Below are 14,161 nucleotides of genomic sequence, written 5' to 3'. Positions count from 1 at the left end.
GCGCGGCAAACCGGGGCCGGGCCGAAACCGGCCGTGACCGCTGCGGGGCCCCCTTCCCTACCGCAGGAGCATCACCTTCCGGGTCGCCTTCGTCCCCGCGCCTACCAGCCGCACGAAGTAGACACCCGAGGCGACATCCCCTCCCGCATCATCCGCCCCGTCCCAGACGATCCGCCGGACGCCCGCCCCGAAGTCCCCGGCCACGAGCGTCCGCACCCGCCGCCCCGAGACATCGTGGATCGACACCCGGACCGGACCGGACCGCAGCATCTCGAACGCGATCGTGACCCGCGGATTGAACGGATTCGGATAGGCCCCCAGCAGCCGTACACGCGCGCCCGCATCCGGCGCTCCGCCGGGGACCGCCGTGCCGCTGTCCTGCGCCAGCACGACCAGCCCCATCCGCGGCAGCGCGATCTCGGCCGACTGGTCGAACCCGTCGGCGCCCACGGCCTCCGCGACGAGGTCCCCGGGATTGGTGATCCCGTTGCCGTCATACGCGGCGTCCTGGCTGTTCAGGACCTCGAGCCAGGTCCCGCCCTGCGGCAGCCCGATCCGGTAGGCCGGGGTGTCCCCGTTGCCGAAGTTCGCCACGACCACCAGGATGTTCCCCGACAGGTCGTAGCGCTGGAACGCCAGCACGTTGCCGCCCTCGTTCAGGTGGAAGACGTCCACGCCGGCGTCGGCCCGCAGCGCCGGCGATGTCCGCCGCAGCGCGATCAGGTCGCGGAAGTAGGCGAAGATGTTCGCGTAGGTCGTCTTCTTCGACCAGTCGATGCGGTTGGCCGAGTCCGTGCCGAAATCGGTGTCGTCGAGCCACTCGGTGCCCTGCAGGATGGCCGGGATGCCCGGCGCGGTCATCACCAGCCCCTGCGCCAGCTTCACCCGCCCCTTGGCCCAGTCGTCGTCGTGGGGGGCCGTCGTGTCGATGGTCTTGACGATGCGCTGCCCGCCGCTGGACGGCCAGGCCTCGTCGTGCAGCTCGAGATAGTTGACCACGTGGCGGCCCTCGAGATACGCGCCGTTGCCGATGATGATGGCCCTGACCCGCCACATCTCCGGGTCGCCCGCGGCGGCGGCGAAGATCTCGGAGCGGAGTTGGTCCGTGAACGCGTCGTAGTACTGGGCGTCGAAGCCAGCCCCGCCCATGTTCGTCGGCCGCGTGACCCACGAGTTGTCGGGCAGCTGCTCCGCGAGGGCGATCTTGTCGGCGCAGCGGTTGTCCATCTCGTCGTTCAGGCGCTGCATCAGGCTCCAGCCCGACGCCTCCTGCGGCGCGATGTTCATGTAGCTGGTCGCGTCCATGCGGAAGCCGTCCAGGCGGTACTCATCGAGCCAGAGCAGCGCGCTGTCGGCGTAGTAGTCGCGCACCGCGTCGCGGTCGAGATCAGCCTGGTCGCCCCAGGGGGTCGCGACCGCCGGATCGTCGTAGTAGATCTGGGTCCCGTCGTAGTTCCAGAGGTAGTTGTCGGTGTAGGAGAAGTGGTTCCAGACGATGTCCAGGATCACGGCTATCCCGTGAGCGTGGAGGGTGTCGACCATCTGCTTCAGGTCGTCGGGCGTGCCGTACTTCCACTCGGGCGCCCACTGGGTGACCGGGTTGTAGCCGGCCGAGTAGTCGCCCGGGAACTCGGTGACCGGGTTGAGCATGACGACGTTGACGCCGAGCTCGGCCAGGTGGGCGGCACGCGCCGCGACGTCCGCGTAGCGCGAGGGAAACGGCGCCGTCCCGTACGGATCGTTGCGTCCCGCGAAGGTGCCCACGTGGAGCTGGTAGACGATCATCTCCTCGAACGGCGGCACGTCGAAGTCGTCCGCCTGCCAGGCGTAGCCGTGCGGATCCACGATCAGGGCGTTGTAGTTGTCGGACGGGTCCAGCGATTTCGCGCGCGCGTCGGTGTTCCAGTACGCGTTCTGGAAGTAGTACTTGTACTTCTGGCCCGCGGCGGCATCGGCGACCCGGCCGACGAAGTGCTCGCCGACCTTGGTCAGCGGATCGCCTGTGCCCCAGCCGTTGAACTCGCCGCGCACGTGGGCCGTCGTGCGGGTCGGCGACCAGACCTTGAAGACCGTCCCGCCGCCGGGCAGCGGCGTGGCGCCGACCGGGGCGTGTTCCAGGGTCGCGAAGTCGAGGGCGAAGCCGCCGTCCACCGGCGGATCCGACGTCATCCCGCCGACGCTCAGGTAATCGGTGTCGGCGCCGTCGGTGAGCTCGATGTAGTAGGAGAGCGTCGCCGATGCCGTCGCGGGGACCTGGGCCGACCAGACGGCGTACGGCCCGCGGGTGCCCGTCAGCGACGCGGCGACCCAGGTGGCCGACCCGTCGTCCACGTTCAGGCGGGCCGTGGTGAGGTCGTTGCGGTAGGCCTGGAAGCGGACCGTGAAGGCCGCGCCGTCGGTCGGGCAGGGCGGGTCGCGGTCGAGCCACGCGATGTGGGAGATCCCCGTCCATTCGACGTTGTCGTCCTGGGCGGCCGCGGTCGCTGCGTGGGGGACGAAGGTCGCCAGGAGCAGCAGCAGGCAGGATACGAAGCTGGTTCGTTTCATGTTGTCGGCTTATTCGTTGGAGGAGGGTGCGTGTCCAGGGCTGTTCCTACTATTATAGAGGTTCCGGCTCCCCTTTACAAGGCGGCCGCCCGAACCTGTCTGGACGGCCTATTCGATTCAACCGGCACGTGTTATGGTTGAACACATCGAAGGAAGACACAAGACCAGCGAAGGGAGAATCTAAATGCGCACGGCAGGCTGGATCGGTCTCGGGGCGGCGATGGTACTCGGACTCGCCGCAGGGGGTACATGGGCCCAGAGCGGCTACGCGCTGGAGTTCGACGGGATCGACGATCGGGTCACGGTCTCCGACCCCGTCAACGCAACCGGGCCCTTGACGCTCGAGGCCTGGATCCGCCCCGACGCGTTCGACGGCGGGCGGATCCTCTCCAACCGGGATGCCGCCAACGGCTACGAGATCGACATCAACTCCCTCGGGTCGTTGAGGTTCACGATCAATGGCGGCGCCCGCGGGATGCTCGACATCTCGCAGTATCTCGGCCAGTGGGTGCACCTGGCCGTGACATGGGAGGGGCCCGCCGGCGGGGACATCGACATCTACGCCAACGGGGAAGCGGAGGCGGCCTACTACTACACGGGAACCATGTCCGACGCCACGGGCAGCCTGGCCATCGGCATCTCCGGCTGGGGCACATATCCTTTCGACGGCGCGATCGACGAGATCCGGGTCTTCGACACCGTCGTCGGCCAGGAAGCGATCCGGACCTGGATGACACGCCGGATCGGTCCCGGGCACCCGGACTACGCCCATCTGCAGGGGGCGTGGAGCTTCGAGGAGGGATCGGGCCAGGTCGCGGCCGGCTCCGTCCTCGGCCGGGACGGGCAACTCGGAAACGAGACCGGCACCGACGCGGCCGACCCCGCGTGGATTGGTTCCGGGATGGTGGGAACGACGCGGTCGACCTGGGGCGGCGTGAAGGAAATCTACCGGCCCTGACCGTCGCCGAGCCGCATATCCGGGATGCATGGATCAGCGGCAGTCGAGGCGATCGCTGCAGAATCGTTTCAATCGGTTGGTGATATGATCGACAAATCGATCGCATGACTTCGTGACAATGAAGGGGGAATCGAAATGCGCACGGCCATCTGGATCGGTCTGGGAGCGGTGATGGTACTCGGAGTCGCGGCAGGTGGCGCATGGGCCCAGAGCGGTCACGCGCTGGAGTTCGACGGGTCCGACGACAGGGTCCTGATCTCCGACCCCGTCAACCTCACCGGGCCCCTGACGCTCGAGGCCTGGATCCGCGGCGACGCGTTCAACGGCGGGCGGATCCTCTCCGACCGCGACGCCGCCAACGCCTACGAGCTCGACGTCGACTCCTCCGGAATGCTCAGGTTCATCACCAACGGCAGCATCGTCGGGATGGTCAACATCTCGGCGCATCTGGGCCAGTGGGTGCACGTGGCCGTGACGTGGGCGGGCTCCGCCGAAGGGGACCTCGTCATGTACGTCGACGGGGAGGCAGAGTTGAACGGCTACTACTGGGGCGCGATCATCGACGCCACGGCGAACCTGGTGATCGGCAACACACCCAACGGGTCCTTCCCCTTCGACGGCGCGATCGACGAGGTCCGGATCTTCGACAACGTCGTCGGCCAGGAAGCGATCCGGGTCTGGATGACCCGCCGCATCGATGCCGGGCATCCGGACCACGCCCACCTGCAGGGGGCGTGGTCCTTCGAGGACGCATCGGGCCAGGTCGCGACCTGTGCCGTGCCCGGCCGTGACGGACAGCTCGGGAGCGACGCCGGCGCCGACGCGGCCGACCCCGCGTGGATCGATTCCGGAATGGTGGGAACGACGCGATCGACCTGGGGCGGCGTGAAGGCGGGCTACCGGCCCTGAGTGGAGACGATCAGCGGAGGCGGCCCCGGGAGCGCATCGGGCACGGCGTGTTCGGGCCGCCATCGCCGGGCGCAGTCCATCATGCTCGTGCGGTGATCGGCCGATATGTCGTAGGAGCGTGGAAGTGTTGCCTCCGATAGCGAAGACGGTCCTGCTCCTGACGGCTTCGAACGTATTCATGACGCTCGCGTGGTATGCGCACCTCAAGGAGCTGAGCCACAAGCCCTGGATCATCGCCGCCCTGGCGAGCTGGGGGATCGCGCTGTTCGAGTACCTGCTGCAAGTGCCGGCGAACCGGATCGGGCACGCGCAGATGAACATCGGTCAGTTGAAGATCCTGCAGGAGATCATTTCGTTGAGCGTGTTCGTTCCGATCGCCACGCTGTATCTGCGCGAACAGGTCAAGCTCGACTACCTGTGGGCGGGCCTCTGCCTGTGCGCCGCGGCCTTCTTCCTCTTCAGGAGCGGAATGGCGGCGCACTGACCGTCCGGCGCGAGCAGGCGGCCGACTGTGCCCGCTGTTTCCCCGAGCGGGCTGCGCCCCTCGCCGGGCGCAGCCCGCTCGCCGCGTCTAGGGACAGACCGGCGTGATCTCCCAGATCGCCCCCTCGAAGCGGCTCAGACCCCAGGCGAGGGCGTCGGCGGGATCGCCGTTGCCGCCGCCGCCGGTCAAAAAGACCAGGACCTCGTCACCGAGATCCTGCGAGTAGGTCGGCCAAGGCGGTCCGGTGCGGTCGAAATGGTCGCCGTAGTAGGCCCAGTCGTAGAAGTCGTAGCCATGGACGCGGTAGCGCGCCACGCCGGGAATCTTCGTGAAGCGCACGTACACGCCCCAGCCGCCGATGTTCTGGGCGGGGTCGTAGTGGGATTCGCCGTACGTCGCGCCGTTGAACATCTCCTGGTCGGCCACCTCGACGTCGATGGCGGCGTCGGCCACGGTGGCGAAGGTGCCGCCGTCGGTCTCGATGGCGACGCTGCAGACGATGGTGTCGAAGCCGCCGGCGGGATCGCCGCTGTAGCTGGCCGCGGGGTTCCCGGTCGTCGTCCAGCTGCCGGTCTGGCCCTCGGGACCGCTCAGCGTGCCCGCGGCGCCGCCGCACTGCCACTGGAACCGCAGCACGACGTCGGGTCCGTACGGGGGATCCAGCGTGGGATTGAGGGGAAAATTGCCCCCGGGGCAGGTGAAGAGCGAGTCGGGCAGCACCAGCTCCGGCCCGATGACGGTCACCGCGGTGGTGTCCGCGCCGACGTAGGTGTCGATACCGCCCAGCGTGACGTAGATCTCCGCGTAGACCTCGTCCGCGCCGGCGCCCAGCGCGATGTCGGATTCGTAGCGCACCCAGTCGCTGCTGGTCTCGAAATCGTTGCTTCCGGCGCTCGGATGTATGGGATTGATGATGCGGCCGTGTCCGCCGCCGCAGTGCCAGTGGTACTTGAAACTCGCGCCGCCGAGGTCGCCGCCCGTGTCGTCGACCAGGTTGATGCGCAGGGTGTCCACCTGGGAACCGAGCGGGATCACGGGCTCCCGGGGCGTGAGGGTGAGCAGGGGCGACGTCACCGTCAGCTCCCAGACCTCCGAGTGGTTCGACAGCGAGCAGTGCGTGGCCACGGCGCCGCTGTCCAGGTAGTTGCCGACGATGTCGATCCAGCCGACCAGGCCGAGGTACTCGGCCGCCCGTTCCATGGCCATGCCCGTGTAGCCGGCCTCGACGCCGAGATACTGGAAGATGTTGCGGACCAGGCCGAAGGCGGAGTTCTGGAAATCGCCCGTACCGGTCAAGGCGCTCCACAGTTCCGCCAGGGCGTCGACGATGTTGCCCTGCGAGGCGTGTGTGACGATCGCGGGCACCGTCGTGATGCAGAAGCCGACGAAGGTCTGGATGTCGCCGCCCAGTCCATCCTCGACCCCCAGCAGGCCGTCGAGCTGTTCGACCTGGTTGGCCGTCGCGACGACGTTCATCACCAGCGGCACGAAGAAGTCCCAGACCAGGCTCTTCAGCGCCACCCAATCGATCTGGTCCTGCTGGCTGCTCGTCAGCCAGGGCTCGCTGGGAGGATTCAAGCCGGCCAGGCCGCCGGTGATGATCTCGTAATAGGTGCGCTTGGCGTTGTCGATGTTCTCCAGGGTGATCGGCGGCATCGTCACCGGCGTGTAGGCCACATCGCCCGTGAAATAGCCGCCGATGGTGTTGATGACGCCGGCGTAACCGGCGACCGGGGGGATCTCGAAGTCCTGGATCGCGTCGTTCAGATCGTGATGGACGTCGCCCTGGTCGAGCCAGCCCGTGCGCTGGACGAAGACCTGCACGCGGCGCCGGTAGGAGTTCTTCAGGGTCACCGCGTTGGCGCCGCCGGTGTTCAGCACGGCGATGCCGCTGCGCTCCTCTCCCGGCTCGATCACGATGCCCTTGTTCGTCGCCCCCGGCGGATCCAGCTCCAGCACCTGGGCGACCAGCGCGTCGAGGGCGTCGCGGATCCCGGGGCAGGGCTCGCTCAGGCCCGCCGGCTGCTCGATCATCGCAGCGGCGACGGCCGCGGTCAGCGGATCCAGGGCCTCGCCCAGCCCGGCGATCAATTCCCGCACGGGGCCGGCGGCCGTCGGCGGCATGATCCAGCCGCCGACGCCGAACCAGGTCAACGCCTCGGCGGAGGCGCGCGCGTCGAGCGTGCTCTTGGCGCCGCCGAGCCAGCCCATGAACAGCGGTCCGCCGCCCGGCCCGACCACGACCGCCAGCTGCGCGTCGCCGTCCAGCAGGTCGATGGTGAAGGACCCGTCCGCGGCCACGCCGGCGCTGTCGGTGCCGCAGGCGACGGTCAGCGCAGACACGTCGCCGGTGTAGCCCTCCGGCATGGCCAGCTGGCCCGCCACGGTCACCGGTTCCCAGGGGGGATCCTCGACCGGGGGCGCGGTGGGCGAGTCGCCGCCGCAGCCCGCGATCAGGCTCAACACGAAGATCAAGACGGCAGTCAGCCCGCCGGCCAGCAGAAGCGTGAATCGCGTACGCATGGTTGAATCCCTCCGGTGAAACGGACGAGACAGGACGAAAGCGTGGCCGTTACTCGAGGGAAACGATACATGCGCCGCGTTACGCGGGCGTTACGCGGGGGCGCGTGGCCGGAAAATCACCGCCCTCACCCCACCCGCACCACCAGCCCCTTCAGATACAGGCTCTCGGGGAAGGTCAGCAGCATGGGATGGTCGGCGCCCTGGCGCAGCTCGCGCTCCAGCACGGCGGTACGTCCCGCGTCGACGGCGGCGCCGGCCACGACCTTGAGAAAGAGCTCCGGGGTCATGTGTGCGGAGCAGGAGAAGGTCCACAGGCGGCCGCCGGGGCGCAGCAGCTTCAGCGCCAGCAGGTTGATGTCCTTGTAGCCGCGGGCGGCGCGCTCCAGCGCCGCGGCCGAATCGGCGAACTTGGGCGGGTCGAGCACGATGGCGTCGAAGCTGCGGGCGCGGTCGCGCAGCTCGCGCAGCACCTTGAAGACGTCGCCTTCGATCTGCGCGTAACGCCCGTCGTCGAGGCCGTTGAGGGTCACGTGCTCGGCGGCCTGGGCCAGGGCCTCGGCCGAGCTGTCCACGTCGGTCACCGCCGCGGCGCCGCCGCGCAGGGCCGCCAGGGCGAAACCCCCGGTGTAGCTGAAGCAGTCGAGCAGCTCGGCGCCCGCGACCGCGCCGCCCAGATCGCGGCGGTTGGGGCGTTGGTCCAGATAGAAGCCGGTCTTGTGCCCGCCGCGCACGTCCACCAGGTAGCGCAGGCCCGCCTCGCGGATCTCCACGCGGGCGGTCGGCTCGGTGCCGGCCAGCGGGCCGACGGCCGGCTCCAGGCCCTCCTTGCGCCGGGCGTCGGTGTCGGAGCGCTCCCAGAAGGCGACGGCGCCGGTGCGTTCCCGCAACATGTCCGCCAGGAGGACCTTGTGCCGCTCGGCGCCGGCGGAGAGGAACTGCCCAACCAGCACTTCGGCGTAGCGGTCGACCACCACGCCTGGCAGGCCGTCGGCCTCGCCGTGCAGCAACCGGACGGCGTCGGTGTCCGCGCCGGTCAGGCCGGCGCGGGCCGCCAGCGCGGCGTCCAGGCGGCGGGCGAAGAAGGCCTCGTCGATCTCCTCGGCGGGATCGAAGCTCCACAGGCGGCAGCGCATCTGCGATTGCGGCGACCAGGCTCCGCGACCGAGCGCCTCGCCGTCGTGGGCGCGGACCAGGACGGTTTCACCCGACGCCAGACCCGCGTCCGCCCGGGCCACGGCGCCGGAGAAGATCCAGGGGTGGCGGCGACGGACCGAGCGGTCGCGGTTCTTCTCGAGCACGAGGGTCTTCATGGCTGATGAAGCTACGCCTCGACATCATCCGGGTCGAGAAGGAATACCTTATCCCTGGGCGCCCCCCCTACAGCGGATAACTCGACGGCCTGATCCGGATCGTCGCCACGCCCCCCGGCCCCTCGCGGCGTAGTCGGCCATCGAGCCCGGCTCGCCGCCGTAGACGGCCTCCCGGACCGGAAAACATTCGATGGTGTCTTCTCTTCCGCTGGGGCACCATGAAGAGGATCCACGGCAATCGTTCATCCGGGACGGAGGACCACGATGCGACACGCGACGCCGGCCATGCTCATCATCATCTTCGCCTTTGCCGCCGCCCTGGCCGCCCCCCCCGGCTTCAACGATACGGGATACCGGGAGCCGCCCGAGCAAGACGAGATCCTGCTCGCCGACGGGACCCTGCTGACCGGGCGCATCGTCGAGGAGCGCGAGGACATCGTGGTCTTCGAGACCGAATCGCTGGGCCGGCTGGAGATCCCGCGTGCGAACATCGCACGCCTCGCCCGCGCCGGCGGGCGCTCCGGCGCCCTGGCCGACCCCGACTACAACTCCCTGATGTTCTGCCCCACGCCCGCCACGCTGGACAGGGGCGACGGCTACTTCCGCGACTTCGAGCTCTTCATCCTCAACTTCGGCTACGCCGTCAGCGACGCTTTCGACCTCAGCTTCGGTACCCTGTTTCCCGTCTCGTCCGAGGTCCTGATGATCAGCCTGGGCGCCAAGCTGCGCATCGCCGACCGCGAGCAGCAGCCCGTGGGCCTGGCCCTGGTCGGCAGCTACACGCGTCTGGAAGAGGTGCAGTTCGGCGCGGTGGGCGCGGTGGCGGGCATAGGCGACCGGCGCAACAGCCTCAACCTGGCCGTCAACCGCACCTTCGACGACGACGGCGACACGGACACGGTCTTCCTCGTGGGCGCCGACGCCCAGCTCACCCGGCGCAGCAAGATCTTCGCCGAGTACATGAGCTCCTCGGCCCTGCTCGATGACGAGGACGGCGACCTGAAGGGCTTCCTCAACCTCGGCGTGCGCCTCTTCGGCGAGACCCACTCCTTCAGCCTGAGCGGCTTCCGGCCGCTTACCGACGACAGCGACAGCTTCATCGCGTTTCCCATGGTGATGTACAGCAATCACTGGTGAGCAGGGAGCGGGACGATCGGATTCATCTGAATCCTGCCATTCGCGGCGCTTGATGCGATATTCTTGACCGGCGCGGTGTGTTCGGATACGTTGATTCCGTCGAATCGATGTGTTTGGAATACCGAGAACCGGCATGCGCAGTCCTGGATCATCAGCATCCGCCATGCCGTGCATATGGATACTCGGTCCCATGGATTTCACGTTGGACGGGCATACTCACAGGAGGAGGTGCGATGGAACGCAAGGTGGGGTTGTGGGTCGACCACAGGAAGGCCGTGATCGTGACGATCACGCCGGATGGGAGCACGAGCAAGACCCTCGAATCGGAGGTCGAGCCTCGTTTCCATTACTCCGGCGGGAGTCGTTCGAGCACGACATACGGTTCTCAGCAAGCAGGAGCAGAGAAGACACGCGACGAGCGTCACACGCGCCAGTTGGCAACCTACTACGCCCGTGTGATCAGCGAGATCGGGGACGCCGGGTCCGTGTTCATCATGGGTCCGGGCGAGGCGAAGCAGGAACTCCGCAAACGGCTGGAAGCCTCGAAGGACATGGCCGCGCGCATTGCCTGCGTGGAGCCATCGGACAAGCTGACGGACCCGCAGATCACGGCCAGGGTGAAGCAGTTCTACAACGTTCCACGCTAGCGATACCGCGCTCCGTCCAGCCAGCATATGCAGCCGCCGGACTGGCCTGTCATGCCAGCTGCATTCGCACCTGGTGCAACAGTCTTGCGCCCGTGACCGACACGCTGTCGGACGGCTTTACATGCTGGTGGTCGGGCCACTCCACCCCGGCCAAGCAATCGCTGGTCACAGCCCCCTCGCCGCGCTACCATCCCCGGCGAACACGAACCTGAAAGGCGCCCGATGAAGATCTTCTTCGGGGGCGTGCGCGGCACGGCGCCGCGCGCCGCGCCCCGGTTCACGGAGTTCGGCGGCCACACCACCTGCCTGCTGGTGACCGGCGAGACCGGCGAGCTGTTGATGCTCGACGCCGGCAGCGGCGTGCAGGAGGTCAACCTTGCGCTGCGGGTCGCCGCGAGCCGCGAGTTGCTGGTCCTTTTGACCCACCTGCACCTGGATCACCTGATGGGCCTGCCCACCCTGGCACCGCTCTACGACGAGACCTGGAGCGTGGAGATAGCGGCGGCCGGCCAGCGCGCAACGCCGCTGGCGGAGGACCTGGCGCGGATCATGACGCCGCCCCTGTGGCCCATCCCCCTTGCGGAAATGGGCGCGGAGATCTCGTTGCGTGAGATCCCCGCCGACGGGCTGGCGCCCGGCGAGACGGCCCTGCGATGGGGCGGCCTGGAGATCGCCGGCGCGCAGGTGCGCCATCCCGACGGCTGCACGGCCTGGCGCGTGGACGAGCCGTCCACCGGCGCGGCCTTCGTCTTCGCCACCGACGTCGAATGGGCGTCCGCCGATGAGGATCAGCGCGAGCGCCTGATCGCCCTCTGCCGCGAGCCGCGGCCGGCGGACCTGCTGATAATGGACGGCCAGTTCACCCCCGGGCAACTGCCGCAACATTCCGGTTGGGGACACAGCTCGACTGCCGAATGCATGGAGGTGGCCGAGGCGGCGGGCGTCGCCCGGCTGCTGATCACGCACCACGCACCCGAGAACGACGACGACCTTCTGCTTCGCATCGAGACCGACCTGCGCCGCCGTTCGCCCGGCGCCGCCCTGGCCCGCCAGGGAGAAACCATCGTCCTGGCTTGATCCGGGAGGGACCCGCTTGAACCAGTACACGCCCCTGATCATCGAGATCGCCGTCCTGACCCTGTTGTGGCTCGCGGCGTCCGGGATGACGGCCCCCCTGCGCCGCAGGTTGGGCAAGGAGGGCTCCGGCCGCGCGCCGGCCTCGACCCTGGCGCTGGATCTCTTCGCCTACCTGTCGCGGCCCCTGCTGGTGCTGGGGCTGACCCAGCTCGCCGTCCTGCTGTCGGCGAACTGGCCGGCCGGCGACGTCTGGCTGTCCGCGCACCACGCCCACCTGACCGCCTGGCAGATCTTCTGGCTGGGCCTGGGCGCCATCGCCCTGGTGGAGGGCATCGCCCATACGGCCTACCACTGGCGCGGCGAGACGTTCCCCATCCCCGACCTGCTGCTGGACATCATCCGGGCGGTGCTGGTGCTGGCGGTGGGCTTCATGGTCCTGCGCATGGAGCTGGGCATCGACATCGGACCGTTGCTGGCCTCGACCGCCCTGCTGACCGCCGTCATCGGTTTCGCGCTGCAGGGCGTGCTGGGCAACCTGCTGGCCGGCATGTCGCTGCACCTGGTGCGCACCCTGCGGCCGGGGATCTGGGTCGACGTGGACGGCGTGGAGGGGCGGATCGTCAAGACCAACTGGCGCGAGACGCGCATCCGTACCCGCGGCGGCCACATGTACATCATCCCCAACGCCCGGATCGCCGAGTCGAAGATCCACAACTACAGCGAACCGACGCCGCTGCGCCGTCACGTGGTGAGCGTGGGCGCCAGCTACAGCGATGCGCCCGACGAGGTGCTCGGCGCCATGCTGTCGGCCGCACGGGCCGTGCCCGAGGTGCGCCGCAACCCCGCGCCGGAGGCCATGATCACCGCGTTCCAGGACTACGGCATCAACTACCGGCTGGAATTCTGGACCACCGAGCTTCAGCGCCACAACCCCATCGACGGCGCCGTGAACCGCAACATCTGGTACCAGTTCAAGCGCAAGGGCATCGAGATCCCCTTCCCCATGAGCGACAAGCTGCTCAACGATTTCATGGCCGTGGTCTACAAGCAGCGCAAGCTGCCGCCCGTCGAGGAGGACGTCGAGGCCGCCGTCGGCGACCTGCGCGACAGCGACCTCTGCACGAAGGTGTTCGTGGACACGGACGGCAATCCCCTGCTCTCGCACGACGACCTGGAGATCGTCGCGCCGCTGGTCAAGCGGCAGCCCTACACCCACGGCGAGACCCTCTGCGCCCAGGGCGACGCCGGCGAGACGTTCTGGGTCATCGCCAGCGGCAAGCTGCTGGGGCGGGTGGAGCAGGACAGCCGGGTGGCGGCGGAGTTCGAGCTGAGGCCCGGCGCCGTGGTCGGCGAGATGAGCGCCCTGACCGGCGTGCCGCGCAGCGCGACGCTTACCGTCGCCGAGAGCTCCGAGCTGCTGGAGTTCGGTCACGAGGCCTTCAGGGCCCTGCTCTCGCTGCACGAGGACATCCCCGAGCGCCTGTCGGAGCTGGCCGCCAGGCGCGCCGCCGAGAACCGCGCGGCCCTGGAAGTGCTGGCCCGGCAGCGCGAGGACGGCGAAGAGGTGCAGCTCGAGCAGAAGGGCATCCTCAAGCGCCTGCTGCGGATGATCGGACGATGATCCGCGCGGGGGTGGTGAGGTCATGATCGTCGCCCTCGGCCACGTGGCGCCGGTCTTCCTGGTCATCGCCCTCGGCTATCTGCTGCGCATGCTCGGCTTGCTGCGCGAGGCGGCGGAAGTCGCCCTCTCCCGCCTGGTGTTCTACGTGGCCGCCCCCCTGCTGCTGATGCGCGGCATCGCCGTGACGCCCTTCTCCAGCAGCGCGCACCTGCCGACCATCGGCGTGGTGATCGCCGCCAGCATGTTCACGGCCGGGTTATCCTACGCGGTGCTGCGGCGCTCGTCGCCGGCGCGGCGGGGCGTCCTGGCCCAGGGCACCCACCGCAGCAACACCTTCTTCTTCGGACTGCCTATAGCCGTCAGCGCACTGGGCGAGGAGGTGGTGGGCCGGTCGGCGGTGCTCATCGGCTGCCTCGTGGTCATCTACAACCTGCTGGGCGTGCTGCTGCTCTCGCTGCCCCACCGCGATCTGAGCGCCCGCTCGCTCGCGGTCTGGGGCGTCGCCGCCCGAAGGATCGCCCTCAATCCCCTGATCCTGGGCGTCGCCGCCGGGGTTGTCCTGTCGCTCTCGGGAATCGTCCTCCCGCAGTTCCTCGACCGGCCCGTGGAGATGGTCGGCCGCACGGCGCTGCCGCTGGCCCTGATCACCCTGGGCGCCGGCCTCGACCTGGGACGCCTGCGCGCAGAGCTGGCGCCGGCGGCGGCCGTGTCGGCGGTCAAGCTGATCGTCTACCCCGCGATCGTCTGGCTGTGGCTGCGCGAGCTGGGCCTGAGCGGCGCGGCGCTGCAGGCGCCGGTGCTGCTGATCGCGTCGCCGGTGGCGGTCGTCAGCTTCATCATGGCCCGCGAGATGAAGGGCGACGAGCGGCTGGCCGGCGCGATCGTGATCGGCTCGACCCTGCTGTCCGTCCTCACGACCGTCGGCTGGTTGATGCTGTTCCGCTAGCG

11 protein-coding genes are annotated in these 14,161 nt (G+C 68.8%); 8 read left to right on the top strand and 3 right to left on the bottom strand.

The window, feature by feature from the left end; all coding sequences use genetic code 11:
• Positions 1–57: 57 nt before the first annotated feature.
• Entirely contained in the window at positions 58–2,547 is a 2,490-nt protein-coding gene (locus KJ554_01380) for an alpha amylase C-terminal domain-containing protein (protein ID MBU0740984.1), read from the bottom strand.
• Positions 2,548–2,731: 184 nt separating this feature from the next.
• Between KJ554_01380 and KJ554_01375 the strand changes: the two genes are divergently transcribed.
• From KJ554_01375 to KJ554_01365, 3 genes are all read left to right on the top strand, one after another.
• Positions 2,732–3,505: a LamG domain-containing protein gene (locus tag KJ554_01375; protein ID MBU0740983.1), complete on the top strand. Its 774-nt coding sequence runs from the start codon at positions 2,732–2,734 to the stop codon at positions 3,503–3,505.
• A gap of 135 nt (positions 3,506–3,640) precedes the next feature.
• Complete coding sequence (locus KJ554_01370; protein MBU0740982.1) at positions 3,641–4,414, top strand: LamG domain-containing protein; 774 nt, start codon at positions 3,641–3,643, stop codon at positions 4,412–4,414.
• 127 nt (positions 4,415–4,541) lie between these two features.
• Entirely contained in the window at positions 4,542–4,898 is a 357-nt protein-coding gene (locus KJ554_01365; protein ID MBU0740981.1) for a DMT family protein, read from the top strand.
• Between the two features lie 87 nt (positions 4,899–4,985).
• Here the strand turns inward: KJ554_01365 and KJ554_01360 are convergent, their stop codons facing one another.
• Both KJ554_01360 and KJ554_01355 read right to left on the bottom strand, forming a co-directional pair.
• Positions 4,986–7,421 (bottom strand): hypothetical protein, encoded by a 2,436-nt coding sequence (locus KJ554_01360; GenBank protein ID MBU0740980.1) that lies wholly within the window; start codon positions 7,419–7,421, stop codon positions 4,986–4,988.
• Between the two features lie 125 nt (positions 7,422–7,546).
• Positions 7,547–8,731, bottom strand: a complete 1,185-nt coding sequence (locus KJ554_01355; GenBank protein ID MBU0740979.1) for a class I SAM-dependent methyltransferase — start codon at positions 8,729–8,731, stop codon at positions 7,547–7,549.
• A 264-nt stretch (positions 8,732–8,995) separates the two neighbouring features.
• Between KJ554_01355 and KJ554_01350 the strand changes: the two genes are divergently transcribed.
• The 5 genes from KJ554_01350 (at position 8,996) to KJ554_01330 (ending at position 14,159) form a co-directional block, all read left to right on the top strand.
• Complete coding sequence (locus KJ554_01350) at positions 8,996–9,868, top strand: hypothetical protein (GenBank protein ID MBU0740978.1); 873 nt, start codon at positions 8,996–8,998, stop codon at positions 9,866–9,868.
• Between the two features lie 233 nt (positions 9,869–10,101).
• Entirely contained in the window at positions 10,102–10,515 is a 414-nt protein-coding gene (locus KJ554_01345) for a hypothetical protein (GenBank protein ID MBU0740977.1), read from the top strand.
• Positions 10,516–10,737: 222 nt separating this feature from the next.
• The gene (locus KJ554_01340) at positions 10,738–11,592 is read left to right on the top strand and encodes an MBL fold metallo-hydrolase (protein MBU0740976.1); all 855 of its coding nucleotides are present in this window, start codon (positions 10,738–10,740) and stop codon (positions 11,590–11,592) included.
• A gap of 16 nt (positions 11,593–11,608) precedes the next feature.
• On the top strand, positions 11,609–13,213 hold the full coding sequence (locus tag KJ554_01335; GenBank protein ID MBU0740975.1) for a mechanosensitive ion channel: 1,605 nt from the start codon (positions 11,609–11,611) through the stop codon (positions 13,211–13,213).
• A 22-nt stretch (positions 13,214–13,235) separates the two neighbouring features.
• Entirely contained in the window at positions 13,236–14,159 is a 924-nt protein-coding gene (locus KJ554_01330) for an AEC family transporter (protein ID MBU0740974.1), read from the top strand.
• Positions 14,160–14,161: the final 2 nt, after the last annotated feature.

The organism is bacterium (assembly GCA_018814885.1).
Lineage (GTDB): Bacteria > Krumholzibacteriota > Krumholzibacteriia > LZORAL124-64-63 > LZORAL124-64-63 > JAHIYU01.
This window is presented reverse-complemented; position numbering and strand designations above follow the sequence as displayed.